The sequence below is a fragment of the Brevundimonas sp. genome (assembly GCF_036405315.1).
Taxonomy (GTDB): Bacteria; Pseudomonadota; Alphaproteobacteria; order Caulobacterales; family Caulobacteraceae; genus Brevundimonas.
On the sequence record NZ_DASWXW010000053.1, the window covers coordinates 1 to 26,245 of the forward strand.

27 protein-coding genes and 1 tRNA gene are annotated in these 26,245 nt (G+C 69.4%); 10 read left to right on the forward strand and 18 right to left on the reverse strand.

The genetic code is table 11. The features are described from left to right. A partial coding sequence (maiA, locus tag VGE49_RS03225) for a maleylacetoacetate isomerase (protein ID WP_331033143.1) occupies positions 1–679 on the forward strand: 679 nt, incomplete at its 5' end. Between the two features lie 56 nt (positions 680–735). Beyond that, positions 736–2,175, forward strand: a complete 1,440-nt coding sequence (locus VGE49_RS03230) for an alginate export family protein (protein WP_331033144.1) — start codon at positions 736–738, stop codon at positions 2,173–2,175. Positions 2,176–2,606: 431 nt separating this feature from the next. Here VGE49_RS03230 and VGE49_RS03235 read toward each other — a convergent pair. Together VGE49_RS03235 and cpdR are read right to left on the reverse strand one after the other, a co-directional pair. Continuing rightward, positions 2,607–2,681: transfer RNA gene (locus VGE49_RS03235), tRNA-Val, on the reverse strand. Between the two features lie 114 nt (positions 2,682–2,795). After that, positions 2,796–3,152, reverse strand: coding sequence for a cell cycle two-component system response regulator CpdR (cpdR, locus tag VGE49_RS03240; protein WP_105562479.1), 357 nt, complete (start codon positions 3,150–3,152; stop codon positions 2,796–2,798). Between the two features lie 126 nt (positions 3,153–3,278). Here cpdR and VGE49_RS03245 point away from each other — a divergent pair, with 126 nt between their 5' ends. After that, positions 3,279–4,118, forward strand: coding sequence for an N-formylglutamate amidohydrolase (locus VGE49_RS03245; RefSeq protein ID WP_331033145.1), 840 nt, complete (start codon positions 3,279–3,281; stop codon positions 4,116–4,118). Between the two features lie 250 nt (positions 4,119–4,368). Here VGE49_RS03245 and VGE49_RS03250 read toward each other — a convergent pair whose 3' ends face one another. After that, positions 4,369–5,055 (reverse strand): DUF599 domain-containing protein, encoded by a 687-nt coding sequence (locus VGE49_RS03250; RefSeq protein WP_331033146.1) that lies wholly within the window; start codon positions 5,053–5,055, stop codon positions 4,369–4,371. Between the two features lie 138 nt (positions 5,056–5,193). On the opposite strand from VGE49_RS03250, the gene ppa reads away from it, so the two are divergent. After that, on the forward strand, positions 5,194–5,751 hold the full coding sequence (gene ppa, locus VGE49_RS03255) for an inorganic diphosphatase (RefSeq protein WP_105562476.1): 558 nt from the start codon (positions 5,194–5,196) through the stop codon (positions 5,749–5,751). A gap of 104 nt (positions 5,752–5,855) precedes the next feature. On the opposite strand, the gene VGE49_RS03260 is transcribed toward ppa, so the two are convergent. After that, a complete protein-coding gene (locus VGE49_RS03260; RefSeq protein WP_331033147.1) occupies positions 5,856–6,530 on the reverse strand; it encodes a bifunctional 4-hydroxy-2-oxoglutarate aldolase/2-dehydro-3-deoxy-phosphogluconate aldolase in 675 nt (224 codons plus the stop codon). Between the two features lie 89 nt (positions 6,531–6,619). Next, a complete protein-coding gene (locus VGE49_RS03265) occupies positions 6,620–7,450 on the reverse strand; it encodes an alpha/beta hydrolase (RefSeq protein WP_331033148.1) in 831 nt (276 codons plus the stop codon). A gap of 48 nt (positions 7,451–7,498) precedes the next feature. Here VGE49_RS03265 and VGE49_RS03270 point away from each other — a divergent pair, with 48 nt between their 5' ends. Further along, complete coding sequence (locus VGE49_RS03270) at positions 7,499–7,756, forward strand: Lrp/AsnC ligand binding domain-containing protein (RefSeq protein WP_040347054.1); 258 nt, start codon at positions 7,499–7,501, stop codon at positions 7,754–7,756. 12 nt (positions 7,757–7,768) lie between these two features. On the opposite strand, the gene VGE49_RS03275 is transcribed toward VGE49_RS03270, so the two are convergent. Beyond that, entirely contained in the window at positions 7,769–8,302 is a 534-nt protein-coding gene (locus tag VGE49_RS03275; RefSeq protein ID WP_331033149.1) for a GNAT family acetyltransferase, read from the reverse strand. 130 nt (positions 8,303–8,432) lie between these two features. Between VGE49_RS03275 and VGE49_RS03280 the strand changes: the two genes are divergently transcribed. From VGE49_RS03280 to VGE49_RS03295, 4 genes are all read left to right on the forward strand, one after another. Further along, positions 8,433–9,617 carry an acyl-CoA dehydrogenase family protein gene (locus VGE49_RS03280; protein ID WP_331033150.1) on the forward strand — a complete coding sequence of 395 codons (1,185 nt, stop codon included), beginning with the start codon at positions 8,433–8,435 and terminating at the stop codon, positions 9,615–9,617. 4 nt (positions 9,618–9,621) lie between these two features. Continuing rightward, positions 9,622–10,740: an acyl-CoA dehydrogenase family protein gene (locus tag VGE49_RS03285; protein WP_331033151.1), complete on the forward strand. Its 1,119-nt coding sequence runs from the start codon at positions 9,622–9,624 to the stop codon at positions 10,738–10,740. 115 nt (positions 10,741–10,855) lie between these two features. After that, complete coding sequence (hmgA, locus tag VGE49_RS03290; RefSeq protein ID WP_331033152.1) at positions 10,856–12,151, forward strand: homogentisate 1,2-dioxygenase; 1,296 nt, start codon at positions 10,856–10,858, stop codon at positions 12,149–12,151. After that, complete coding sequence (locus tag VGE49_RS03295) at positions 12,148–12,531, forward strand: hypothetical protein (protein ID WP_331033153.1); 384 nt, start codon at positions 12,148–12,150, stop codon at positions 12,529–12,531. Before hmgA ends, VGE49_RS03295 begins: the two co-directional genes overlap by 4 nt. A 97-nt stretch (positions 12,532–12,628) precedes the next feature. On the opposite strand, the gene glk is transcribed toward VGE49_RS03295, so the two are convergent. The 12 genes from glk to VGE49_RS03355 all read right to left on the reverse strand — a co-directional run bounded on the left by glk (position 12,629) and on the right by VGE49_RS03355 (position 24,850). Continuing rightward, a complete protein-coding gene (gene glk, locus VGE49_RS03300; protein ID WP_331033154.1) occupies positions 12,629–13,597 on the reverse strand; it encodes a glucokinase in 969 nt (322 codons plus the stop codon). 26 nt (positions 13,598–13,623) lie between these two features. Further along, positions 13,624–15,513, reverse strand: a complete 1,890-nt coding sequence (gene edd / locus VGE49_RS03305; protein ID WP_331033155.1) for a phosphogluconate dehydratase — start codon at positions 15,511–15,513, stop codon at positions 13,624–13,626. Then, positions 15,513–16,220 (reverse strand): 6-phosphogluconolactonase, encoded by a 708-nt coding sequence (gene pgl, locus VGE49_RS03310; RefSeq protein ID WP_331033156.1) that lies wholly within the window; start codon positions 16,218–16,220, stop codon positions 15,513–15,515. The genes edd and pgl overlap by 1 nt, the downstream gene beginning before the upstream one ends. A gap of 144 nt (positions 16,221–16,364) precedes the next feature. Further along, on the reverse strand, positions 16,365–17,816 hold the full coding sequence (gene zwf / locus VGE49_RS03315; protein WP_331033157.1) for a glucose-6-phosphate dehydrogenase: 1,452 nt from the start codon (positions 17,814–17,816) through the stop codon (positions 16,365–16,367). A gap of 44 nt (positions 17,817–17,860) precedes the next feature. Then, entirely contained in the window at positions 17,861–18,487 is a 627-nt protein-coding gene (hisIE, locus tag VGE49_RS03320; protein ID WP_331033158.1) for a bifunctional phosphoribosyl-AMP cyclohydrolase/phosphoribosyl-ATP diphosphatase HisIE, read from the reverse strand. Positions 18,488–18,635: 148 nt separating this feature from the next. Further along, complete coding sequence (hisF, locus tag VGE49_RS03325) at positions 18,636–19,418, reverse strand: imidazole glycerol phosphate synthase subunit HisF (protein ID WP_331033159.1); 783 nt, start codon at positions 19,416–19,418, stop codon at positions 18,636–18,638. Further along, complete coding sequence (hisA, locus tag VGE49_RS03330; RefSeq protein ID WP_331033160.1) at positions 19,408–20,166, reverse strand: 1-(5-phosphoribosyl)-5-[(5-phosphoribosylamino)methylideneamino]imidazole-4-carboxamide isomerase; 759 nt, start codon at positions 20,164–20,166, stop codon at positions 19,408–19,410. The genes hisF and hisA overlap by 11 nt, the downstream gene beginning before the upstream one ends. Beyond that, entirely contained in the window at positions 20,163–20,765 is a 603-nt protein-coding gene (gene hisH / locus VGE49_RS03335; RefSeq protein ID WP_331033161.1) for an imidazole glycerol phosphate synthase subunit HisH, read from the reverse strand. Before hisH ends, hisA begins: the two co-directional genes overlap by 4 nt. A gap of 145 nt (positions 20,766–20,910) precedes the next feature. Further along, the gene (gene hisB / locus VGE49_RS03340) at positions 20,911–22,344 is read right to left on the reverse strand and encodes an imidazoleglycerol-phosphate dehydratase HisB (protein ID WP_331033162.1); all 1,434 of its coding nucleotides are present in this window, start codon (positions 22,342–22,344) and stop codon (positions 20,911–20,913) included. Next, positions 22,341–23,648, reverse strand: a complete 1,308-nt coding sequence (gene hisD / locus VGE49_RS03345) for a histidinol dehydrogenase (protein ID WP_331033163.1) — start codon at positions 23,646–23,648, stop codon at positions 22,341–22,343. The genes hisB and hisD overlap by 4 nt, the downstream gene beginning before the upstream one ends. Further along, on the reverse strand, positions 23,648–24,529 hold the full coding sequence (gene hisG, locus VGE49_RS03350) for an ATP phosphoribosyltransferase (RefSeq protein ID WP_331033164.1): 882 nt from the start codon (positions 24,527–24,529) through the stop codon (positions 23,648–23,650). Before hisG ends, hisD begins: the two co-directional genes overlap by 1 nt. Before the next feature lie 9 nt (positions 24,530–24,538). Continuing rightward, complete coding sequence (locus VGE49_RS03355; protein ID WP_414643592.1) at positions 24,539–24,850, reverse strand: YerC/YecD family TrpR-related protein; 312 nt, start codon at positions 24,848–24,850, stop codon at positions 24,539–24,541. Positions 24,851–24,965: 115 nt separating this feature from the next. On the opposite strand from VGE49_RS03355, the gene VGE49_RS03360 reads away from it, so the two are divergent. Then, positions 24,966–26,183 (forward strand): NAD(P)/FAD-dependent oxidoreductase, encoded by a 1,218-nt coding sequence (locus tag VGE49_RS03360; RefSeq protein WP_331033166.1) that lies wholly within the window; start codon positions 24,966–24,968, stop codon positions 26,181–26,183. Positions 26,184–26,245 lie beyond the last annotated feature (62 nt).

Sequence of the window (26,245 nt, forward strand, 5' to 3'; positions counted from 1 at the left end):
GCGGTCTTCACCCTCGGCGGCGTGCGCCGTCGCGCCGGAGTCTGACCCCATGATCCTGCACGGCTATTTCCGCTCCACGGCCTCCTGGCGGGTGCGTATCGCCCTGGGCCTCAAGGGACTGGAGGCCGTGCAGGTCATCCACCACCTGCGTAAGGGCGAGCAGCGGGCGCCGGACTATCTGGCGCTCAACCCGCAAGGCCTGCTGCCTGCCTTCGCCACCGACGACGGCGCGGTCCTGACCCAATCGCTGGCCATCATCGAATACCTCGACGAAATCTCGCCGGAACCGTCGTTGCTGCCCGCCGATCCGGTGCGGCGCGCCAAGGTTCGGGCCGTGGCTCAGGCCGTCGCCTGCGATATCCACCCGGTGCAGAACTTGAAGGTGCTGCAACGTCTGCGCGACCTCGGCTTGACGGAAGATCAGGTGCAGGCCTGGGCCTCGACGGTCATCGAGGAGGGCCTCGACGCGGTCGACAAGCTGCTGGCCGATCAGCCCGGCCCCTTCGCCTTCGGCGACGCCCCGACCCTGGCCGACCTGTGCATCGTGCCGCAGCTGGGCAACGCCCGCCGCTTCGGCGTCGAGGTGCGCTGGCCGCGTCTGCTGGCGATTGAGGCCGCCTGCCTCGAACTGCCGGCCTTCCAGAACGCCGTCCCGGGCCGACAGCCCGACGCCGACTAAATCACCCCAATCGAACCGAGCGCGGAGCCAACCGCGCCCTTTCCCGGAGGACATCCATGACTATCGCTGCTGCGGCCGCCGCCGCATTGCTTTCGCACGCCCCCATGCCCGCAGACGCCGAGGCGCCGATCCAGACCGCGCCCGCTATGGTCCCGGCCGCTGCGTCGAGCGCGCCCCCGCCGTTCAAGCTGATCAACCACGACGAGAGCTATGCTTATCTGGCCGATCCGGCCAAGCGCGCCTCGACCTGGTCGAAGTTCAAATATGTGCCGGTCGGCGGCGAGGGCGGGCCGGTCTGGGCCAGCTTCGGCGGCGAGCTGCGCTTCCGCGCCGAACACCGCGACAACGAACGCTTCGGCCGCGGTCCCCAGGATACCGGCGGCGACTTCCAGACCCGCGCCCGCCTCTGGGGTGAACTTAACCTGGGATCGTCGCTGCGCGCCTTCGTCGACGTGCAGGACGCCCGCACCTCGGGTCTCGCCAGCGGCGAGCCGGTGATCGAGGAAAACCGCACGGATCTGCATCAGGCCTTCATCGAGGCCAGGACCGGCCTGGGCGCTGGCACATTGCGCGTCCGCGCTGGACGGCAGGAGTTCGGGCAAGGCGGTTTCCGCCTGTTCGACATGCGAGAGGGGGCCAACGCCCGCGTGGCGCTGGACATGGTCCGGGTCCTGTATGACAGCCCGGCCGGCTGGAGCGGCGGCGCCTTCGCCGGCTATGCCCTGCGTGAAGGCAAGGCCTCGTGGGACGACGCCGCCAACTTCGACTATCGCCTCTTTGGCGCGACTGCCGCGAAGACGCTGGGGCAGGGGGCGACGGCGCCCAAGCTGGAGCTGCTCTACGCCAATACCGACCGCCTGGTGACGCCGTTCGACGGTCAGGTGGCGGGCCGCGACGACCGCGACACCCTGTCGGTGCGCCTGTCGGGCAAGGTTGCGCCCTGGGACTATGAGGTCGAGGCGGTGAAGCAGTGGGGGTCATTCCGCGATCTCGACATCGACGCCTGGTTCTTCTCCGCCGTCGGCGGTCGCACCTTCTCGGGTGTGAAGTGGTCGCCCCGTCTGGCCGTGCGTCTGGACGTCGGTTCGGGCGACAAGGACCCCAACGACGGCGAGCTGAACAGCTTCAACCCCCTGTTCCCGCAACCGGCGGCCCTGCGCACCGACCTGGGCTTCGCCAACCTGATCCTGCTGCAGCCCGAGGTGACGGCGCGCCCGACGCCCAAGCTGACGCTCGGCGCCAACACCGCCGGCCTGTGGCGTCAGAGCAAGGAGGACGGCCTCTACGCCCTGTCCGGCATGGTGCTGCGCGGCGCCAATGAGGGTCAGTCCTCCTACGTCGGCTGGCGCACCGGCGTCTTCGCCCGCTACGCCCTGACGCCCCATGTCTCGCTGATGGGCGTGGCCCACTACACCAGGGCCGGCGACTTCCTGAAGGAGACCGGCGCGGCCGAGGACCAGTCCTACCTCGGGACCTTCCTGACCTTCCGGTTCTGACGTCGGACCGCGAGGGCGTTGATCGCGTTCTAGCCATCCGGACGCCGTGGGGACGCCTCGCCCCCCGCGGCGTCGTCGTTTCGCGGCGCAGTCGCAGCTCCGCTCTTGGCGCGCTGCAGACGTTCCGCTTGACCCTGCGCTCCGTGTGAGACCGATCGCTCCCCGGCGGGGCGATGGCGGCTGACCCTGTGGCCGGCGCTGGCGATCCAGCCATGCAGTGGGCGGCGCGAACAATCAGGCGATCGCGGAAAGCCAGAGAGGGGCGGCCAGGACGCCCGTTCGATCAGGAGCAGGTCTGGGCTTCTCTGCCGCGTCGACGCCAAAGGACGAGCGGGGCCGGCACGGCCGAAGCGCAAATCGCCGTTTCAAGTGAAGCGCGGGCGGGCAAGGCCCTGTCGGGCGATGCTTCGACTGCAACGGATTGAAAAGAATGGTGGACGCGACAGGGATTGAACCTGTGACCCCTACGATGTCAACGTAGTGCTCTCCCGCTGAGCTACGCGTCCGCCTGTTCTGCGGCCCGTCCGACTGGTGTGTCGGTGGGCGGGAAGGCGGCGTCTATAACCCGCAGTTCGCGGGGGCCGCAAGAGGCTTGTGTCTTCTTTTTTCGTATTTTTTCGTTAGGCGGCGATCATGCGTTCGACCTCGTTCACCAGGTCGCGCAGGTGGACGGGTTTGGACAGGACCTTGGCCTGGGGCGTGGCCTGGGCGGCCGACAAGGCCACGGCGGCGAAGCCTGTGATGAACATGATGCGAATGCCCGGCTGGCGCACGGCGGCGACGCGCGCCACCTCGATGCCGTCGGCGCCCGGCATGACGATGTCGGTCAGCAAAAGGTCGTAGGGACCCTGTTCCAGGGCGTCGATGGCGTCGTCGCCGTTTTCGCAATCCACCACGGCGTGGCCCGCGCGTTCCAGCGCGCGGGTCAGGAAGCCTCGAAGCGAGCCGTCGTCTTCGGCCAGCAGAATACGCGCCATGCGGGGTCAAGTCCTTGAATACCGGCCATGAGCCTAGTCCCGCATCTGTAAACTCGCAGTGAAAATCACCCTTGGGGCGAGCGCGTAGAGGGCGCGGCCGGGGATAAATCAGGCTATGGCCAAGCCATGACCCCTGCGGCGACCGACGCGACCTTCAGCCTGACGCCCGCGACCAGCGGGCGGACGACGCCGCTGGTCTTCGCCTCGCCCCATTCGGGCGGCCTCTATCCGGACGACATGGGGGCGGCCGAGGGGCTGTCCGAGGCCTCGCTGCGCAGCGCCGAGGACGCGGCCGTGGATCGGCTCCTGGACGGGGCGGCGGGGGCCGGGGCGGTTTTGCTCGCCGGGCGGATCGGTCGAGCCTATGTCGATCTGAATCGGGCGCCGGAGGAACTGGACCCGGCCCTGATCGACGGGGCGCCCAAAGCGCCGCCGCCGGGGCTGAAGACCCTGGCTGGCTACGGCGTGGTGCCGCGCCTGGCGGGCGACGGGACGCCGCTCTACGATCGTCGATTGACGCTGGAGGAGGCGAGGGGGCGGATCGCGCGGGTCCACGCCCCCTATCACGCCGCTCTGGGCGAACTGATGCAGGCGGCGCGCGCGCGTCATGGCCGGGCGGTGCTGATCGACTGGCATTCCATGCCGTCGCGGGCCACGGGGCCGAACGGCCCGGACGTGGTCCTGGGCGACCGGCACGGGACCAGCTGCGCCGCGGACCTCACGCGGCGGCTGCGGGTCCTGTTCGAGGCCCTGGGCTGGCGGGTGGCGCTGAACCGACCCTATGCGGGCGGCTACGCCACCCAGGTCTGGGGGCGGCCCGAGGAGGGCTTCGAGGCCGTCCAGATCGAGTTGAACCGGCGGCTCTATTGGAACGAGGCGGCGGGCGGCCCTGCGGTCGGCTGGGGGCGCTGCCGCTCGGGGCTGAACCGGGTCATCGCGGCCCTGGGCCAAGACTTCGTCGCCTAGACCTGCCGACGGATCAAAAAAAAGCCGCGCCCGGGGGCGCGGCATGAAAGTCTATAGGGAGGAAACGCCCAGGAAGGGCAAGACGCCCGGAGGCGTCGAAAGCCAAGTTAGGTTGCAGCGCACAAAATTTCAAGCTCGGAATTTCTGTGTGCGATCACAGGCTGTTACGAAAAACCTATTCTCCGCCATGCCGTAACGGAAGGCGAGGCAAGACGAATCGTTCGCGTCTGCAATATGTCCAAAGTCGGGCCTAGCGGTGTTCCAGCAGTCTTCTGGCCGCCCGCACGGCCCGCGCCGCCGGCGATCCGGCCTGACGCCAGACCAGAAGCCCGAAGGCCGAGATCACCCCCAGGGCCAGCCATATCGGTCCGAACAGCCAGGCCGCCGCCGCCAGGGCGAAGTAGTAGCCCCGCACCCCCTGACTGAAGCCGCCCAAGGCCGGGTTCAGCACCCGCGCCACCGCGTGGCCATAGGCGACCTTGTCCGTCTCGGAGTGGATCTCGGGCGCGGCGCCGATCAGGGCCAGGGCGTAGTTCATCTGACGCAGGGACCAGATGAAGTCGAGGAAGCCGCGCGCCAGGCAGACCAGGACCAGGGCCAGCTTGGCCTCCAGAATCTTCGTCGGCACCGCCTCGGCCCCGACGGCGGCGAAGCCCTTCAGCGCGTTCTCGCCGCCGAACAGGATGCCGGCCACGGCGGCGATCAGCAGCAGGTTGGTCGAGGCGAAGAAGGAGGCCGAGTTGATCGAATGGCCCATCAGCTGGCTGTCGATCAGCCGCATCTCGCGATGGGTCATGGCCGTCATCCAGCTGTCGCGGACGATCAGCATGTCGTCGTTCAGCGAACCGCTGCGCCGGGCGATCAGCTTGAGCAGAGGCCCATAGCCCAGCCAGGCCGTGAAGAAGAGGACGAGGGCGATCCAGTCGATCAGGGTCATGCCCTGTTGATGCCTTCAGTTCGGCCTAAGGAGCAAGGGCGAACGCCGCAGAAAGCCCGCCCTGAAGCTTGCTGTTCGGCGACGCAAAGCTTATCACGCGCCCCAACTCCCCGTTCGCACCTGCAACAAGAGCGTAACATGAACATCGAAGCCATTCCGGTCGGCCCGAATGCGCCGTGGGACATCAACGTCATCATCGAGATCCCGCAAGGCGGCCTGCCGGTGAAATACGAGATGGACAAGGAATCGGGCGCCCTGTTCGTCGACCGCTTCCTGCACACCGCCATGTATTATCCGGGCAACTACGGCTTCGTGCCGCACACCCTGTCGGACGACGGCGACCCTTGCGACGTCATTGTGCTGAACCCGACCCCGGTGGTGCCGGGCTGCGTCATCCGCTCGCGCCCCATCGGCGTGCTGAAGATGGTCGACGAAGCCGGCGGCGACGAGAAGATCCTGGCCGTGCCGGTCGACAAGCTGAACCCCTACTACACCGAGGTCTCCAGCTATCGTCAGCTGCCCGCCATCCTGATCGAGCAGATCGAGCACTTCTTCACCCGCTACAAGGATTTGGAGAAGGGCAAGTCGGTCACGGTCAACGGCTGGGGCGACGCCGGCGAAGCCGCCGAACTGATCGCCGCCGGCATGGCCGCCCACCAGGCCAAGCTGGCCAAGGCCGCCGCCGAAGCCGCCTGATCCGCTTCAGCGTCTGAATAGAGAAGGCCCCGCTGGTTCGACCAGCGGGGCCTTTTTTGTGCGCTATCGCTCGCCGTGCGGCGGCAGAAGGGGAGGGAGAGGCGTTACTTTCCAGCCCGGAACGCCGCGATGGCCTCGACCGTCTGGCGCACCCTGGCTTCGATGCCGGCCCAGTCCTTCGCCTGGATGGCGGCCTCGGTGATCAGCTTGGAGCCCATGCCCGCCGCCACGATGCCGGAGCCGAACCATTTGGCGATGGAGGCCTCGTCGGGGTCGACGCCGCCGGTCGGCATGATCTTGGTCCAGGGCATCGGACCCAGCACCGCCTTGACGAAGTCCGGCCCGCCGACCGCGGCGCCGGGGAAGAGCTTGACGATCTCGCAGCCGAGGCCTTGCGCCTCCGAGATGTCGCGCACCGAGCCGCAGCCCGGCGAATAGGCCACCTGACGCCGGTTGCAGACCTGGGCCACTTCGGGAACCAGGCAGGGGCTGATGACGAAGCGCGCGCCCGAGGCCAGGTAGAGAGCCGCCGTCGGCGCATCCAGGATCGAGCCGACGCCCATGATGATGTCGGGATCGGTCCGGGCGAACTGCTTGGACAGGGCGGTGAAGGTCTCCCAGGCGAAGTCGCCGCGGTTGGTGAACTCGACGGCCCTGGCCCCGCCGCGGGCGCAGGCGCGGATCACCTCGGCGCAGACCTCCGGATCGGCGTGATAAAAGACCGGCACCACGCCCTGCGTCTGAAGGGCGGTCAGGACGCTGAGGCGGTCGTGTCGCATGATGGTCTCCTTGGGGCTTTCAGACCCGCAGATCGGCGGGTCTCGGCCTCCCCGTCAAGGGAAGGCCGGTCAATCCCGGTAAGCGGCGCCTATTCGGCGGTGGCCAGCGTGACCAGCCGCTTGACCATGCGGCTGTCCTTGTCGGCCAGCGGGTCCAGCATGGTGAAGTGATCCAGTCCGTCCAGCACCTCGACATGGGTGTCGGCGCCCTTGCCGCCCCACTCGGCGGCCATGTGGCGGCTCTGGCGGATGAACTCGTTGCTTTCGGCCCCGCCGACCCAGCAGTCCAGCGTCCGTCCGCCCGGCGCCCCGCCGTTGGGCGCGGGCCAGTGGATCGGCGACAGGGCCCGCGCGGTCATGGCGTCCAGCCCTAGCGCCGAGTTCAGCGAGGTGTGGATCAGCGGCTCGATGTCGAACACGCCGGAAATGGCCAGGGCCGCCCGCGCCCGGCCTTCGGACAGCATGCAGGCCGCCATGTGCCCGCCGACCGAGTGGCCGAAGACCAGGGGCCGCTTGCCGGTGCGGTCGCGCACCAGTTCGATGGCCCGGCGCATCTGGCTGATGATGGCGCCGACCTTGACCGCCGGGGCCAGGTCATAGCCGGGGATGACGACGCTGATCCCGTGATCCAGCAGAGCGGGCGCCACCCAGGCGAACCAGGCCCGGTCCAGCGCCTGCCAGTAACCCCCGTGGATGAAGACGGCGGTCGGCGATCCCGCGCCGGCGTCGAACCATTCCATTCTCTGGCGCTCGCCGGGGCCGTATTCGACGGTTTCCGGCCTCAGGGCGTCGATGACGCGGGCCGAATCCTCTCGCCATCGTTTCAGAATCGCCGGGTGGCCCGGCACGCGTTCTCGATTGTTGTAGGCCGCCTCGTAATCGACTGGAGGGGCCGTCAGTGTCGCCGGAGCCTTACCCATGCCGTTTCCATCCGCTATGCACCTCCGCTTGAACGGGAGGTTCCGACCATGATGACCGCCATTTTCGTCTTCATCAAATGCGAGTTGGGCTACGCCAACGACGTCGCCGCCGATCTGGTCGACAATGTTGAAAACGTGTCGGAAGTTTACTCGACCTCGGGTCAGCACGACCTGCTGGCCAAGTTCCAGCTGCCCAAGGACGCCGACATCGGCACCTTCGTGACCAAGCAGGTGCAGACGCGCCCGCACATCCGCGACACCTTCACCGTCATCACCTTCTCGCCCTTCCTGCCCTCGAAGAAGTAGGGCGACCGAGGATCAGGCCGGGGGCTCGCCCGCCGGCTTGCGCCGCGTCGGGCGGCGACCCCTGGCGGCGTCTTCGCGGTCGGCGGCTTCGTCCTCGGCCCCGACCTTCTGCTCCACGGCGGCCGAGAAACGCTGATAGACGCCGAGGCCCACCAGAACGACCACGGCCGCGACCAGCAGGGCGGTGGGATAGATCAGCAGGGCAACGTCCTCGCGCGCCGTCTTGAACACCACCACCAGGGCTTCCAGGAAAACGGCGATGACGATGGTGGACAGGAACTTGGTCAGGCTGCGTCGGGCCTCGGCGGCGCTGCGCTTCTCCTTCTCGCGCTGGACTTCTTCCTCGAACAGGTACTTGGCCACGTCGAAGACGGCGATGGCGACGATGACATAGCCCAGCACGTCCAGCAGGGCGTCCACGCCCGAATGGTCGGGGCTGGCCACGGCGCGCAGGGCCTCGCCCATCCCCAGAAACACCAGGCCGAGCGCCAGGAGCAGCAGCAACAGGCTGGCGCCGCCGAAGACGATGCGGGTCAACAGGATCATGCGCGGCCTTTCTCGCGTTCCTTTGGCCAACGTCCGAACAGCCAAGGTGTTTCCGCAGTCCAGAGACCGTAGCCAATCGCAACGGATTGCTGTTAGCCTCGCCTCAGGGAAACGCAGCAAGGGCACGCAGATGACCGATCTGGAGACGTTCCGCGCCGAGACGCGCGCCTGGCTGGAGGCCAATTGCCCGCCCGAGGTGCGCGGTCCGCGCGACGGCGACGAGGACTATGTCTGGGGCGGTCGCAACCCCGTCTTCAAGACTCCGGCGCACAAGCTATGGCTGGAGCGCATGGCGGCGCGCGGCTGGACCGCGCCGGAATGGCCCAGCGAGTACGGCGGCGGGGGCCTGAATCGCGAAGAGGCCAAGATTCTGGCCTCGGAAATGCGCCGCATCAAGGCGCAGATGCCGCTGGCCAGTTTCGGCATCTGGATGCTGGGCCCGGCGCTGCTGGCCTTCGGCACCGAGGAGCAGAAGCAGCGTTTCCTGCCCCCCATCGTGCGCGGCGAGATCCGCTGGTGCCAAGGCTATTCCGAGCCCGGCTCCGGCTCCGACCTGGCCTCGATCCAGACGCGCGCCGAGGATCGCGGCGACCACTGGATCGTCAACGGCCAGAAGGTCTGGACCTCCTATGCCGACAAGGCCGACTGGATCTTCTGTCTGGTCCGCACCGACCCCGAGGCGCCCAAGCATCTGGGCATCAGCTTCGTCCTGTTCGATATGAACACGCCGGGCGTCAGCACCCGCCCCATCACGCTGATCAGCGGCAAGTCGCCCTTCTGCGAGACCTTCTTCGACGACGTGCGCGTGGAGAAGGAGAACCTGATCGGTACGCTGAACCGCGGCTGGGACGTGGCCAAGGCCCTGCTGGCGCACGAGCGGACCATGATCGGCGCCATGGGCGACAGCGGCGTCGGCCGCCCGCTCGGCCAGGTCGCGACGGATGCGCTCGGCGTGGACGCGGCCGGGCGGCTGGACGAGCCGCTCTTGCGCGCCCGCATCGCCGACTACGACATCGACGCCGCCGCCTTCCGCCTGGCGATGGAGCGGGTGGGGGATCAGGTGAAGGCCAGGCAGGCCCATCCGGCGATCGCCTCCATGCTGAAATACTACGGCTCCGAACTGAACAAGCGCCGCCACGAGCTGGCCATGGCCGCGGGCGGCGCGGACGCTCTGGAATGGGAGGGCGAACGCTCGAAGGAAGGGCAGGCCGCCCGCGACTGGCTGCGCACCAAGGCCAACTCCATCGAGGGCGGCACCAGCGAGATCCAACTGAACATCATCGCCAAACACCTGCTGCAACTGCCGGGAGCCTGAGCCCATGCCCCTGATCCTGACCGAAGAACAGACCATGCTTCAGGACGCCGCCGACGGCTTCCTGAGCGAACACGCCCCCATCGCCCACCTGCGCCAGCTGCGCGACAGCCGCGACCCTGACGGCGTCTCGCGCGACCTGTGGCGGGCCTTCGGCGAGATGGGTTTCGCCGGCGTCGTCATTGATGAAGCGGACGGCGGCTCGGGCCTCGGCGCCGTCGAGGCGGGCGTCATCGCCGAGAGCCTGGGCCGCACCCTGACGCCCTCGCCCTTCATGGGCTCGTCGGTGCTGGCCGCGACCGTGCTGAAGGCGGCGGGTTCGGCGGCGCAGAAATCATGGCTGCCCCGTATCGCAGCGGGCGAGGCTATCCTCAGCCTCGCCGTCGATGAAGGCCCCAAGCATGCGCCCGCGAAGATCGCCACGCGCGCCGAACGGTCCGGCAACGGCTTCAGGTTGAACGGCGCCAAGGGCTTCCTGCTGGACGGCCACGTCGCCGACGCCCTGATCGTCGCGGCGCAAACAGACGACGGCCTGACCCTCTTCCTGATCGACCCGAAGACGCCGGGCGTCGCGGTGGAGCGCACCCTCATGGTCGACGCCCACAACGCCGCGCGCGTCACCCTGACCGACGTGGTCGTGGACGCCGACGCCGTCATCGGCGCCGTGGGCGAGGGGCAGGGGCCGCTGGACGCCGCGCTTGTGCTGGGCCGGGCCTGCGCCGCCGCCTCCCTGGTCGGGGCCGGCGATCAGGCCTTCAGGATCACGCTCGATTACCTCAAAACCCGCCAGCAGTTCGGCAAGCTGATCGGCGAGTTCCAGGCTCTGCAGCACCGCGCCGCCCATCTGTTCACCGAGCTGGAGCTGGCCAAGGCCGCAAGCCTGGCCGCCCTGCAAGCCATCGACGCGGGCCGCCCTGACGCCGAGCAGGCCGCTGGCGTCGCCAAGGCCAAGGCGGGCCGCGTCGCCGAACTGGCGGTGCAGGAGGCGGTGCAGATGCACGGCGGCGTCGGCATGACCGACGAGTTCGACGTCGGCCTGTTCATGAAGCGGGTGCGCGTCCTCAACGAACTGCTCGGCGACGCGGGTTTCCACGCCGAACGCCTGGCGCGGGCGCAGGGCTTCTAAATCCCTTCTCCCCTTGAGGGAGAAGGATGACGCATTTGATCCAGGACAAGGCTGAGCCGGGCCGGGGTGACGCATCGGTTTCGCCCGGCTAAACCTCCCGCAAGGGAGAAACCACATGACGCGATCCAACGCGCCCGCCTATCAGACCGGCTTCGCCAATCATTTCGCCACCGAGGTCGTCGAAGGCGCCCTGCCGGTCGGCCGCAACTCGCCGCAGCGCCCGGCGCTGGGCCTCTATGCCGAACAGCTGTCGGGCGCGGCCTTCACCGCGCCGCGCGATCACAATCTGCGCAGCTGGCTCTATCGTCTGCGGCCCTCGGCCCAGCACGGTCCCTATGCGCCGTTCGAGCAGGGCCGGGTGCGTTCCGGCCCCTTCACCGAGACCCCGCCCAATCCTAACCGGATGCGTTGGGACCCGCTGACCATGCCGGATCAGCCGACCGACTGGGTCGAGGGCCTGACCACCTATGGCGGCAACGGCGACGCTGATTCCGGCGCGGGCGTGGGCATCCACCTCTATGTCGCCAACCGCTCGATGACGGATCGGGTCTTCTATTCGGCCGACGGCGAGCTGCTGATCGTGCCGCAGCAGGGGGCGCACCGCTTCGTCACCGAGATGGGCGTGATCGAAGCGGCTCCCGGCCATGTCGTGGTCATCCCGCGCGGCGTCCGCTTCCGCGTCGAAGTCGACGGACCCGTGCGGGGCTATGTCTGCGAGAACTACGGCGCGCCCTTCCGCCTGCCTGATCTCGGCCCCATCGGCTCCAACGGCCTGGCCAATCCGCGCGACTTCGAGACCCCCGTCGCCTGGTTCGAGGACGTGGATCGCCCGACCCAGTGCGTGCAGAAATACGGCGGCCTCCTGTGGGCTGTGACCTTCGATCACAGCCCGCTGGACGTGGTCGGCTGGCATGGCAACTACGCCCCCTATCGCTATGACACGGCGCGCTTCAACACCATCGGCACGGTCAGCTTCGACCACCCCGACCCGTCGATCTTCACCGTCCTGACCTCGCCCAGCGACACGCCCGGCACGGCCAACTGCGACTTCGTCATCTTCCCGCCGCGCTGGATGGTGGCCGAGGACACCTTCCGTCCGCCCTGGTTCCACAGGAACGTCATGAGCGAGTTCATGGGGCTGATCTTCGGCGAATACGACGCCAAGGCGGGCGGCTTCGCGCCCGGCGGCGCCAGCTTGCACAACCGCATGAGCGGCCACGGCCCCGACCAGGCCAGCTGGAACGGCGCGACCCGGGCCGACCTCAAGCCGATGAAGATCGAGAACACCCTGGCCTTCATGTTCGAGACGCGCATGCCCATCCGCACCACGGCCTGGGCCGAGAAGACGCCCCTGATGCAGCTCGACTACGACGACTGCTGGACCGGGTTCGAAAAAGGGAGGGTCGGATGAAGCTGAAAGCCCTGCTGTTCGCCGCCGGCCTGGCGCTGACGGCCTGTTCGCCGACGCCCGCGCCGGAACCCGTCGTTCCGGCGGTGGATGCGCCCGAGCCGCCCAGGATGACGGTCACGACCTCGTCCTGCACGGCGCGCGGCGGCGAGATGCGGCAGGTCGGGCGGATGCAGTCCTGGCAGTGCGTGGTCAGATACGCCGACGCGGGCAAACGCTGCACCGACGGCTCGCAATGCGAGGGCGACTGCGAGATCGCGGGCAATAGCGGCGTCGCCCCCGGCACGGCCGCGACCGGCGTCTGTCAGGCCGACAGCAACCGCTTCGGCTGCCGCACCACCATCAAGGACGGCAAGGCCGAGCCGACGCTCTGCATCGACTGATTGACCCTCCCCTGCGTAGCGGGGGAGGGGACCGCGGAGCCCGTAGGCTGGGTCCGCCCCCTCCACCACCCATTGCATGGGGGAGGATAAGAGACAGTCACCCCGCCTCGTTGAAGGCCACGCGCGCGGCGCCCAGAAGCGCGGCCTGCTTGTGCAGGATGACCTTGGTCGGGATGGCCTGCATGTATTCCTGGAACCGGCCCTTGCGCTCGAACCGCTCGCGGAAGGGGCTGGCCTTGAGGAAGGGCAGGATGCGCGGGGCGATGCCGCCGGCGATATAGACCCCGCCGCGCGCGCCCAGGGTCAGGGCCACGTCCCCCGCCACGGCCCCCAGGATGGCGCAGAACCGGGCCAGGGTCGCGCCGCAGGGGCTGTTCATGTCCTCCAGCGCCTCGCGGGTGATCTCGGCCGGGTCGTTTACATGGGTCTCGCGCCCGTCGATCTCGGCCAGGGCCCGGTGCATGTTCAGCAGGCCCGGTCCGCAGATCAGCCGTTCGATCGACACTCGGTCATAGCGGCGGCGCAGGATGCGCAGGATCTCGTCCTCGACCGCGTCGCCGGGGGCGAAACAGGCGTGCCCCCCCTCGGACGGCAGGGCGATCTCGCGGCCGTGGCTGTCGCGCGCCAGGGCCGAGACGCCGAAGCCCGTGCCGGGGCCGAGCACCGCGATGGCGGCGTCGTTCCGCCCCTCGATCGGCCCGCCCAGCACCGCCAGCTGGTCCTCCGGCACGATGGGCGCGCCCCAGGCCAGGGCCTCGAAGTCGTTGATCAGCCTGACCGGCTTCAGGCCCAGGGTCTGCAGCTCGGCCTCGGACACCCGCCAGGACGAGTTGGTCAGGTCGATGGTCCCGTCCGTCACCGGCCCGGCCACGGCCAGAACCCCGCCGGTCGGCTTGACCGAGCAGCCGTCGAGGAAGGCCTTCACCCCGTCGAGGAAGGTCGGGTGTTCGTGAGCGGGGAAGCTCTCGTGGTGGTCCAGAACGATCCGGCCGTCCACCCTTTGCGCCAGGGCGAAGCGGGCGTTGGTGCCGCCGACGTCGCCGACCAGAAGGATCTTGTCGTTCATCGGGGGTTCCTCGTTCGGGCGGCGGCTCAAGCGTCCACGGTGCGGTCGACCAGGTTGGGGTCCGGCGGCGTGTCGGCGTGGCCGCCCGCGCCGATGGGGAAGGCGAAGCAGACGCTGGCGCCTTCCTCGGCCGTCGTGACGACGTGGCGGAAGGCGGCGAACAACTCGCGGCCATAGCCCCAGGCCGCGCCCTCGGCGTGGGCCTGCGAGCGGCGGACCGCCGGGCGGGCGCTCAGGTCGATCCCGCCCACGGTGGTCAGCACCCCGGCCTCGGGATCCAGGCGGATGACGTCGCCGTCCTTGACGTGGGCTAGCGGCCCGCCGGCCAGGGCTTCGGGCGAGACGTGGATGGCGGCGGGGGTCTTGCCGCTGGCGCCCGACATCCGGCCGTCGGTGACGAAGGCGACCTTGAAGCCCTTGTCCTGCAGCACGCCGAGCGCGGGCGACAGGCTGTGCAGTTCCGGCATGCCGTTGGCCCGCGGCCCCTGGAAGCGCAGCACCACCACCACGTCGCGGTTCAGCTTGCCGTCCTTGAAGGCCTGAAGCGCCTCTTCCTGGGTTTCGAACACGGCGGCGGGGGCTTCGACGATGCGGTTCTCGGGCTTGACCGCCGAGACCTTGATCACCGCCCGGCCCAGATCGCCCTGCACCAGCCGCAGGCCGCCGTCCTTCTGGAACGGGTCGGACGCGGGGCGCAGGACGTCGAGGTCCAGGCTTTCCGCGACCGTGTCGCGCCAGACCAGTTCGCCGTCGATCAGGCAGGGCTCCTGGAAATAGGCCTCCATGCCCTGACCCATGATGGTCGTGACGTCGTTGTGCAGGACGCCCGCCCGGACCAGCTCGCGCGTGACGAAGGCCACGCCGCCCGCAGCCTGGAAGGCGTTCACGTCGGCCGAGCCGTTGGGATAGACCCGGGCCAGCAACGGCGTCGCCGACGACAGCTGGTCCATGTCGGTCCAGTCGATCAGCACCCCCGCCGCCCGCGCCATGGCCACCAGGTGGATGGCGTGGTTGGTCGAACCGCCGGTGGCCAGCAGGGCTGTGATCATGTTGACGATGGTCTTTTCCGACACGACGTCGGCCATCCGGCCCTGGCCGCTGCGCGCCAGTTCCACCGCCCGCTTGGCCGCCGCCGCCGTCAGGGCGTCGCGCAGGCCGGTGTCGGGATGGACGAAGGCGGTCGAGGGCAGGTGCAGCCCGGCGATCTCCATCATCATCTGGTTGGAGTTGGCCGTGCCGTAGAAGGTGCAGGTGCCGGGCGAATGATAGGAGCCGATCTCGCTCTGCAGCAGGGTGGCGCGGTCCACCAGCCCCTGCGCGTAGAGGGCCCGGACCCGCGCCTTCTCGGCGTTGGGAATGCCCGAGGGCATGGGCCCGGCCGGGGCGAAGACGACCGGCAGGTGGCCGAAGGCCAGGGCCCCCATGAACAGGCCCGGCACGATCTTGTCGCAGACGCCCAGCATCATGGCGGCGTCGAAGGCGTCGTGGGTCAGGGCCACGCCGGTGGACATGGCGATGACGTCGCGGCTGAACAGGCTCAACTCCATGCCGGGGCGTCCTTGGGTGACGCCGTCGCACATGGCCGGGGTCCCGCCGGCCACCTGGGCCGTGGCGCCCACTTCGCGCACCGCCTGACGGATCACGGCGGGGAAACGCTCGAACGGTTGATGCGCCGACAGCATGTCGTTGTAGGCGGTGACGATCCCGAGGTTGGGCTGGGCGCCGGTCATGGCGGTCAGCTTGTCGGCCACGGTCTGGCCGGCGAAGGCGTGGGCCCAGTTGGCGCAGGACAGCTTGGCCCGTCCGGCGCCGCTGTCGCGGGCGGCGTCCATGCGGCGCAGATAGTCGGTGCGGGTCGCGCGGCTGCGTTCGACGATGCGGGCGGTGACGTCCGCCACGATCGGATTGAGAGCCATCAGACCGCCTCCGTCCAAAGCACTTCAAGGGGAGTTTTGGCCGCGATCAGGGCGGCGATGGGATGGGTCATGGGATCGCCCTGGGCCTCGCGCTCGAACACGGCGCGCTTCTTCGCCCCGGTCAGGGCCAGCACCACCCGTCCGGCCGCGGCCAGATAGGGCAGGTTGATCGACAGTCGTTCCTGCGGCGGCGCCAGACCGTCGCGCCCGGCGGGCACGCCATAGACGGCAGGCTTCAGATCCGGTGTCAGCAGGGTCTTCAGCGCCGGGCTTTGGGGGAAGATCGAACAGACATGTCCGTCCTCGCCCATGCCCAGCAGGACGGCGTCGAGGCGTCCGCCTTGGGCCGCGAGCGCCTTCGACGCCTCGGCGGCGGCGCGATCAACAGTCACCGAGGGCGCATACAGCGGCAGGAAGCGTGCGACCGAGGCGGGCCCGGTCAGCAGGGTCCGCTTCATCAGCGCCGCGTTCGAGTCCGGCGAGGTCTCGGGCACATAACGCTCGTCCACCAGGGTGACGACGACCCGCGACCAGTCCAGATCGATGCGCGCCAGATCGGCGTAGATGGGCGAGGGGGTCGAACCGCCCGCGCCGGCGAAGACCGCGCGGCCCTTGTCGAGCACCGCTGCGCCCAGGGTCTCGCCCAAACGCGCGGCGGCGGCCTCGGCCCAGGCGGCGGCGGTGGGGAAAACCTCAATCGTGGTCATCAAACCCTCCCGCTCATCCCCGCGGAGGCGGGGACCCAGGTTTGAGCCATCTGACGGACGGCGGCCTTGTCTGCGAAACCCGGCACGCAGCGTTTGTCGCCAGAGGACTGGGTCCCCGCCTCCGCGGGGATGAGCGGAAAGTTGTCATTCATCGCGGGTGTTCCACCTCCGACCCGTCCGCGACAGCAGCAGGTCCGCCGTCTCCGGCCCCCAGGTGCCGGCGGCGTAGTCCAGCGGCCTGAAGCGGGCGCCGTCCCAGGCGTCGGACACCTCGTCCACCCATTTCCACGCCTGCTCGGCCTCGTCGCGACGCACGAAAAGGGTGGAGTCGCCCTTCAGCGCGTCCAGCAGCAGCCGCTCATAGGCGATGCGGCGGCGCGGCGGGGCGGCGTCCTTGCCGTCCTGCCCCCAGGACAGGCTCATCTTGATCGGCTGCAGCTGCATGCGCTGATCCAGCCCCGGCTTCTTGTTCATCACCGTCAGCGAGATGTCTTCCTCAGGCTGCAGCTCGATGATCAGGCGGTTGGCGCTGACCTCGCCGTGGCCGAAGATGGAGTGCGGCACCGGCTTGAACTGGATGACGATCTCGGTGCGCTTCTCCCGCAGCCGCTTGCCGGTGCGCATGAAGAAGGGCACGCCCGCCCAGCGCCAGTTGTCGATGTCGGCGCGGACGGCGACGAAGGTCTCGGTGTCGGACGGCTGGCCGCGTTCCTCGTCATAGCTCTGGACCGATTGGCCCTCGACCTGGCCCGCCACATACTGGCCGCGCACGGTGACGCGTTCGACCTCCTCCGGCGTGACGGGGCGAAGGCTGCGCAGCACCTTGACCTTCTCGTTGCGCACCGAGTCCGGGTCGAGGTCGCTGGGCGGCTCCATCGCCACCAGACACAGCAGCTGCAGCATGTGGTTCTGCAGCATGTCCCGCAGGGCGCCGTATTCGTCGTAATAGGGCCAGCGGTCGCCGACCCCGACCGTCTCGCCGACCGTGATCTGGACGTGGTCGACCGTCAGATTGTTCCACAAGGGCTCGAAGATGGTGTTGCCGAACCGCAGGGCGATCAGGTTCTGGACCGTCTCCTTGCCCAGATAGTGGTCGATGCGGAACACCTGCCGCTCGTCGAAGGCGTGGGCCACGGCGTCGTCGATCTCGCGGAAGCTTTCCAGGTCGCGCCCGACCGGCTTCTCCAGCACGATGCGGCAGTTCTTCTCGGCCAGACCCGCCGCCTTCATCGCCGTGACGATGCGGCCGTAGAGCGAGGGCGACACCGCCAGGAAGGAGGTGACGTCGTCGTCGCCGCACCGGGCCTTCAGCGGCGCCAGACTCGCCGGATCGGTGGCGTCCACGGCCAGATAGTCGAGGCGGGATTTCATCCGCGCCCAGCTGGCCTCGTCCCAGCCGTCGTCGGCCTCGGCCCGGGGCTTCACCGCCTCACGGACCTTGGCGACATAGTCCTCGGCGCTCTCGCTCGAGCGCGCCGCGCCGATGATCTTCAGGTCGTCGGGCAGCAGGCCGTCATGGTCGAGGAAGTAGAGCGACGGCAGCAGCATCCGCATGGCGAGGTCGCCGCCTCCGCCGAACAGAATGAGAGCCGCCATTGCGCTTCCTCCGTGCCCCCGCGTGCGGGGTTTCGCCTTACGGCCTAGCTATCGTCCTTGGCCGGTTGCGCGCGATGCGCCAAGACGTCCAGCACGTCCTGAAACACCATGTTACGCGCATGCAGCAGGACCAGCAGGTGATAGATCAAATCCGCCGCCTCGCTGGCGAGTTCCGCCTCATCGCCCGCGGCCCCGGCCAGGGCCGTCTCCACGCCTTCTTCGCCGACCTTCTGCGCCGCGCGTTTCGGGCCCTGGGCGATCAGGCGCGCGGTCCAGCTGTCGTTGGGGTCGGCTTGGGCCCGCACATGGATGGTGCGTTCCAGACGTCCGATGCGGCCCAGACCCGGCGCGTCCTCGTCGCCGAAGCAGCTGACGCGGTTCAGGTGGCAGGCGTTGCCGACGGGCTTCACCTTCACCACCACGGCGTCGCCGTCGCAGTCGGGCGTCACCGACACCACATTGAGGAAGTCGCCCGAGGTCTCGCCCTTCCTCCACCGCCCGCCGCGCGAGCGTGAGAAGAAGGTGGCCTGTCCGCTGTCCAGGGTCTCGCGCAGCGCCGCCTCGTCCATATAGGCCAGGGTCAGCACCTGAAGCGTGTCGGCGTCCTGCACCACGGCGGGGATCAGGCCGTCGCCCTTGGCGAAGTCGATGGAGGAGATGTCGAGGGTCATGCGTTTGATCCGCTCATCCCCGCGGAGGCGGGGACCCAGGTTTGAGCCATCTGACAGACGGCGGCCTTGTTTGCGAAACCCAGCCCGCGGCGTTTGTCGCCAAAGTCCTGGGTCCCCGCCTCCGCGGGGATGAGCGGGAGGAGGCGGGTCATATCCTCACCTCCACCCCGACCTGATCGAGGTAACGCTTGAGATCGGGAATCGCGATGGCGCCCGAGTGGAAAACGCTGGCGGCCAGGGCCCCCGACACGTCGGCCCCGCCGTCATCGAGAGAGGCGAAAACGTCGCGGAAATGTTCGACCGCCCCGGCCCCGCCCGAGGCGACCAGCGGAATGGTCAGCCGACGCCGCGCCTCGGCCAGTTGGGTGATGTCATAGCCGCGCCGCACCCCGTCCTGGTCGATGCAGTTCAGCACGATCTCGCCGGCGCCGAGGTTCTGCGCCTCGACGATCCAGTCCATGGTCAGCCGACCCGCGCCGCGTCGGGCGTCAGGATCGCCGGTGTATTTGTGCACCCGCCACTCCCCGTCCTGAAAGGCGCTGTCGACGCCGACGACGACGCATTGCCGCCCCAGCCGCGCGGCCATCTCGCCGATCAGCTCGGGACGCTCCAGGGCCGGCGAGTTGATCGACACCTTGTCGGCTCCGTGGTCGAGGCAGCGCGCCGCCTGCTCCACCGTGCGGATGCCGCCCGCGACGCAGAAGGGGATGTCCAGCAGCCGGGCGATGTCCTGCACCCAGCCATAGTCCAGCGTCCGCCCCTCGGGGCTGGCGGTGATGTCGTAGAAGACCAGTTCGTCGGCGCCCGCGTCGCGATAGCGCGCGGCCAGTTCGGCGGCGTCGCCCATGTCGACGTGGCCTTCAAACCGCACGCCCTTGACCACCCGCCCGTCCTTGACGTCGAGGCAGGGGATGATGCGCCTAGCGGTCATTGGCCGAAACCGGGGCCATGTTCACGGCCTCGATGGCTTCGGCCACGGTGAAGCGACCGGCATAGAGGGCGCGGCCGGTAATGGCCCCGGCGCAGCCGATCGCCTTGGCGGTGGTCAGGTCGTCCAGACTGGCGATCCCGCCCGAGGCTTGAATCTCCAGCTCGGGGCGACGTTCGATGGCCTCGGACAGCAGCTCCCGGTTCAGACCGGTCAGGGCGCCGTCGCGCTCGACATCCGTGATCAGGATATGGCGCAGCATCCCGACCGGATAGCGATCCAGCACGCTCCACAGATCCACGCCCGACGACTGGGTCCAGCCCTTCAGGGCGGGCACGGGCAGGCCGTTCTCGTTTCTCACGTCCAGGGCCAGGGCGATGGCCTCGGGGCCGAACTGCTCCAGCCATTTCAGCACCTGATCCGTGTCGGTGACGGCCAGGGAGCCGATGACGACGCGGCTGATCCCGGCCCCCAGCAGGTGTTCGATATCCTTTTCCGAACGGACGCCGCCGCCAGACTGGACCTTGATGTCCACGGCCCGGGCCATGTCGCCGATCAGCGCATACTGGCGCGCTTCGCCCGCCTTGGCTCCGTCCAGGTCGATGACGTGAATCCACTCGGCGCCCTCGGCGGTAAAGGCCGCCAGCCGGTTGGCGGGATGGGCGTCATAGCGGGTCACGTGATTGAAATCGCCGTGCAGCAGGCGAACCGCATGGCCGTCGATCAGGTCAATGGCGGGATAGATGATCACGCAGGCAGCTCCAGGAAGTTCTTCAGAATACGCGCTCCCGCCGCCGCCGACCGTTCCGGGTGGAACTGACAGCCCCAGCGGTTGGCGCTGTTGACCACGGCGGGCACGGGGACGCCGTAGTCGGCGGCGGCGATGGTCGCCGGGCCGTCGGGGCAGACGAAGCCGTGGACGAAATAGGCCCAGTCCCCGTCCTTGATCCCCTCCAGCAGCGGATCGGGGCGACGGATGTTCAGCCGGCTCCAGCCCATATGCGGCGAGGGCCGCGAGGGCGCGGGCGCGATGGCCTCGACCCGGCCGGGGATCAGGCCCAGCAGATCGGCGCCCCCATCTTCATCACTGGTCTCGAACAGCAATTGCTGACCTAGGCACACGCCCAGCAAGGGCCGCTGGAACTTTCGCAGCGGCTCGACCAGACCGAGCGCGTTCAGGCGCTGCATGGCGTAGCCCGCCGCGCCGACGCCGGGCAGGATGACCCGCTCGGCCTCATCCAGGTCGGCGGGATCGGCGGTGATCCGCACGCGCGCCCCCAGCCGCTCCAGCGCGAACCGCACCGAGGCGACATTGCCCGAGCCGTAACCGATCAGGGTGACGTTGCTCATGAGCCTGTTCCGATCCTCCCCTGTCGCATGGCGACGGGGAAGGGGGACCATGCGCAGCATGGTGGAGGGGGCGAGAACTGGTCGCGGAGGGTGGGGTTCGCCCCCTCCACCGCTTCGCAGGGGAGGATTGCAAATGCGGTTCCCATCACAGCACCCCCTTGGTCGACGGCACCGCATCGCCCTCGACGCGGATGGCCTGACGCAGCGCCCGACCCAGGGCCTTGAACACGGCCTCGGTCTTGTGGTGGTCGTCGTCCCCGGTGATGCGGACGTGGATGGCCGCGCCCAGGTTCTCGGCCAGCGAGCGGATGACGTGGGCCGTCAGGTCGGTGCGGTAGTCGCCGATGAAAGGGGTCGCGAACGTCCCTTCGAACACCGGATAGGGCCGGCCCGACAGGTCGATGGAGACCGCCGCATTGGCCTCGTCCATCGGCAGGACGAAGCCGTAGCGCTGGATGCCCTTGCGCTCGCCCAGCGCCTGTTTCAGCGCCTGACCCAGGGCGATGGCGCTGTCTTCAATGGTGTGGTGCGGATCGGTGTGCAGGTCGCCCTCGCACGACAGGCGGATCGAGAACCCGCCGTGCGCCGCCACCTGTTCGATCATGTGGTCGAAGAAGCCGACGCCGGTGTGGATGGACACAGGCCCGGCGCTGTCCAGATCGACGGCGCAGACGATGCGGGTCTCTTTCGTGTCGCGCACGGTCTGGCCGACGCGGGTGCGGCGCACCTTGGGCGCGGCGGCGCCGAGGGCGACCAGCAGCCGGTCGTTGACCTCGGGCTTCAGCGAGACCGGAAGACGCACGCGATCCCCGCCCGCGTCGGCGCTCAGGCCAAAGCGGCGCAGGTCGGCGATGACGGCGGCGGGATCGGAGGGCCGGGCGATGATCACCGGCCCGACGCCGGCCTCCAGCGGCATCAGCCGCGACAGGGCCTCGGCCACGCGGGCGCGCTCACGGCGCACGCCGCCGATGCGCTCGGCCGTCTCGATCATCCGCGACGGGTCCAGCGCCTGCAACGCCAGCCGCACCGAGACCTCGGGCAGGGCGTAGGGCTCCAGCACGCTGGCCAGCCGCGCCAGCGTCCGAGCTTGCGCCACGGCGGCGCCGACCCGGGCCCCCGCCAACCCATAGGCCAGCGACAGGCTGCGCAGCACGATCAGGTTGGCGTGGTCATGCACGACGGTCGCCGCCGACTCTGCATCGGCGAACTCGACCAGCCCTTCGTCCACCACCAGCAATGCAGGGGCCACGCGCTCCGCCATCTCGGCCACGGCCTCGGGCGAACCGAGGGCGCGGATGACCACGGCGGCGGTTTCGGCTCCCTCCGCCGGACGGGCGTAGAGCGCGGTCAGCCCGACATAGGGTTCGGCGTCCGGCGCCTGCACCGCCTGTCCCTCGCGCGCGGCCAGACGCCAGACCAGCTCCAGCCCGTGCGTCAGGCCGCGCACCGGCAGCACCTGATCGGCGCTCACGCCGTAGAGCTCGGCCAGCCGGGCGCCGAGCGCGGTCGGGTCGGCCGGATAGCGGTCCAGACCTTCGCCGCCTGACACCAGCGGCGGATAGGGGGCGGGCAGGGTCACGCTTCCGTCCTCAGATCGGCGGCGCGAGCGTGGGCCTCCAGCCCCTCCATCCGCGCCAGACGGGCGGCGACGGGGGCGAGGGCGGCGGCCCCCATCTGCGTCACCGTCTGCACCGACATGGTGGTCATGAAGCTGGCGGTGGTGATGCCGCCCAGCGTCCGCGCCCCGCCGTCGGTGGGCAGGACGTGGCTGGGCCCGGCGGCGTAGTCGCCCAGCGTCTCGGCCGCCCATCGCCCCACGAAGACCGCGCCGGCGGCGGTGATCTTCTCGACCAGGCGTTCGGCCTCCTCGGCCTGGATCGACAGGTGTTCCGGCCCATAGAGGTTGGCCACGGCGCAGGCCTCGTTCATGTCGGCCACGCGGATGGCGCGGGCCTGCTCCAGCGAGGCGCGGGCGATCGCCGCGCGGGGCAGGGTCTCCACCTGACGCTCGACCTCGGCCATGATCTCGGTCAGGGCCGTGCCGCTGTCGGACACCAGCAGAACCTGCGCGTCGGCGTCGTGCTCGGCCTGGCTCAGTAGGTCGGCGGCGACGATCTCGAAGTCGGCGTCGCGGTCGGCGATGACCAGCAGCTCCGACGGCCCCGCCGGCATGTCCTGCGCCGGACCGCCGGGCAGGCTGGCGGCGTAACGCTTGGCCTCGGCCACATAGGCGTTGCCGGGACCGAACAGCTTGTCGACGGGGGCGATGACGCCCGTCTCCAGCTCGACGCCGAAGGTCAGGGCCGCGATCGCCTGGGCCCCGCCCAGCAGCCAAAGTTCATCAAGGCCCGCCTCGGCGGCGGCGACGATCATGGCCGGGTGGACCGAGCCGTCCTTCGACGGCGGGGTGACGGCGACGCGCCGCCCGACCCCGGCCACGCCCGCCGGAACAGCCAGCATCAGCAGGGACGAAAACAGGGGCGCTGTCCCGCCGGGGACATAGAGGCCGGCCGAGCCGATGGACCGCCAGACCAGCCTGGACTTCACGCCGGGCGTGGTCTCGATGAAGGCGGTGTCCTCGGGCCGGGTCGCCTCGTGGAAGACCCGCACATTGTCGGCGGCGACCCGCAGGGCCCGCGCGGCGGCGGGCGGCAGGTCGGCGCGGGCCTCGGCGGCGGCCCTCTCGGTGATCGCCACCCGGCGCGGGGCGGCGCCGTCCAGCTTGATCGCCCAGTCGGTCACGGCCTGTCCGCCGCGCGCCTGCACGTCGTCGAAGATCTCGCGCACCACGCTGGTGACGAAACCCTCGGTGCGTTGTTGCGGGCGGGCCAGGGCCGCCTGGCGCTCAGCCGGGCTGAGCTTGTTCCAGTCGATACGCTTCATCACATCATCTTCTCGATCGGCAGGACCAGGATGGCCGAAGCCCCCGCCGCCTTCAGTTTTTCCAGCGTCTCCCAGAAGACGGCTTCCTGACAGACGGCGTGGACGGCCACGGCGTCGTCGCGGCCTGACAGGGGCATGACGGTAGGCGACCCGGCCCCCGGCAGGATGGCGGTGATTTCGGCCAGGGCCGAGCGCGGCGCGTTCAGCATGACGTACTTGGCCCCCTGCGAGGACACCACGCCCGCCATCCGCTCGATGATGGAGTCCAGAAGGTGCTGCAAGCCCGCCTCGGGCGCGGTCGGCGCCTTGATCAGCACCGCCTGGCTGTCCAGCACGGTCTCCTTGGCCATCAGGCCGTTGGCCTCCAGCGTCGCCCCGGTCGAAACCAGATCGCAGATGGCCGAGGCCAGCTTCAGCCTCGGGGCCACCTCGACCGCCCCGCGCATGGTGACGATGTCGGCGCGCACGTCGCGGCCGTTGAGGAAGCGGCGCAGGATCTTGGGATAGGAGGTGGCGATGCGCAGACCGTTCAGCGACTGCGGCCCGGCGTAGTTCAGGCTCGGCGGCACGGCGATCTTCAGCGTGCAGCGGCCAAAGCCCAGCGGCATGACCACCTCGGCGTTCGGCCCGCCGTTCCTGACCTCCTCCAGCACGTTCTCGCCGACGATGCCGAGGTCGCAGACGCCGTCCGCCACGAAGGTCGGGATGTCGTCGTCGCGCACCCGCAGCAGGTCGATCGGATAGTTCTCAATCCGATAGAGCAGGTCGTTGTTGCCCTTGACGACGCGCAGGCCCGCGTCGCGGACCAGGTCGAGGCTGCGTTCGGCCAGACGGCCGGATTTCTGGACGGCGATGCGTAGCCGCCCCTGCACGGTGCTCATGATCTTTACTCAGGCTTGGCTCGAAAGCGTCTTTTGGCGGTCCAGCACCAGGCGATAGCCCTGGTGCGGCATGTCCTTCAGGGAACGCGCGACGCGCACCACGGTTGTCGGGCTGGCCGACGCCTCGACCGCGATCTCGCGATAGGTCTTGTCCCCGCCGTCCAGCAGCCGCGCCACCTGCCACCGCTCGGCGAAGGCGCGCAGTTCGGCGGGGGTGCACAGGTCCGCCAGAAAGGCGTCGGCCTCCGCCCGCGTCTGCAGCGAAAGCAGGGCGTCCAGCAGGGCGGTCTTGGCGGCGTCGGCGGTCATGGCGCGTTCCATTATGCTGTAACAATGGAACGGTCAAGCGCCGCGAGTTGACCGGGCGTCCTTTTCCTCACACGCGAGTGGGGAGGAGAGAGTAGCCGCTAGGCTCGATCCGTCCTATTTGCCCTCCATGACCAAGGTTCTGATCATCGGCGCGGGACACGCGGGGGGCTCGGCGGCGGCGCTGCTGAGGCAATATGGCTTCGAGGGCGAGATCGTCCTGGCGGGCGAGGAGGCGGCGGCGCCCTATCAGCGGCCGCCCCTGTCCAAGGCCTGGCTGAAGGGGGAAGCCGGTCTTGAGGACCTGCTGCTGCGCCCTGAGAGCTTCTACGTCGAACAGACCATCGACCTGCGCACCGGCGTCACCGCGACGGCCATCGACGCGGCGGCCAAGGCCGTGACCTTCGCCGACGGCGGCGTCGAGCCCTATGACGTGCTGATCCTGGCCACCGGCTCGACGGCGCGACGCCTGGCCGTCCCCGGCGCGGACCGGCCCGACCTGCTGGAGCTGCGCACCCTGGCGGACGCCGAGCGGCTGAAGGCCGTGCTGACCTCCGGCAAGCGGCTGGCCGTGGTCGGCGGCGGCTATGTCGGGCTGGAGGCGGCGGCCTCGGCCCGCGCCCTGGGGGCCGAGGCGGTGGTGATCGAGCGCATGGACCGGGTGCTGGCCCGCGTGGCGTCGCAGACCCTGTCGGCCTTCTTCACCGACCTGCATCGTCGGCACGGCGTCGAGATCCTGACCGGCGCCGAGGTCTCGGGCTTCGAGGACGGCGGCGTCCGGCTGGCCGACGGAAGCCTGATCGCGGCCGACGCCATCCTGGTCGGCGTCGGCGCCCTGGCGCGCGAGGCCCTGGCGCGCACCGCCGGTCTGGCCTGCGAGAACGGCGTGGTGGTGGACGAGGCCGCCCGCACCAGCGACCCCGCCATCTACGCCATCGGCGACGTGACCCATCGGCCCATCCCGGTTCACGGCGGGCGGATGCACCGTCTGGAAAGCGTGCCCAACGCCCTGGAACAGGCCAAGCAGGCCGCCGCCGCCATCGTCGGCCGCGCGGCGCCCGCGCCCGAAGTCCCGTGGTTCTGGTCGGACCAGTACGACGTCAAGCTTCAGATCGCCGGCCTGCCCTTCGACGCCGACAGCCAGATTGTGCGCGGCGATCCGGCTGGCGGCGCCTTCGCCGTCTTCCACCTGAACGGCGACCGCGTCGTCTGCGTCGAGGCGGTCAACGCCCCGGCCGAATTCATGGGCGGGCGTCTGCTGATCGGCAAGGCGACGCCGGTGGGCGCGGCCCTGCTGGCCGATCCCGCCGTGTCGATGAAGGGCGTGGCCCTGACGAGCGCGGCTTGACGGGCTGAGGGCGATTTTCATCCAGGGACGGCCGGTCGGCGTGACTCCTGCGCCTCAATTGC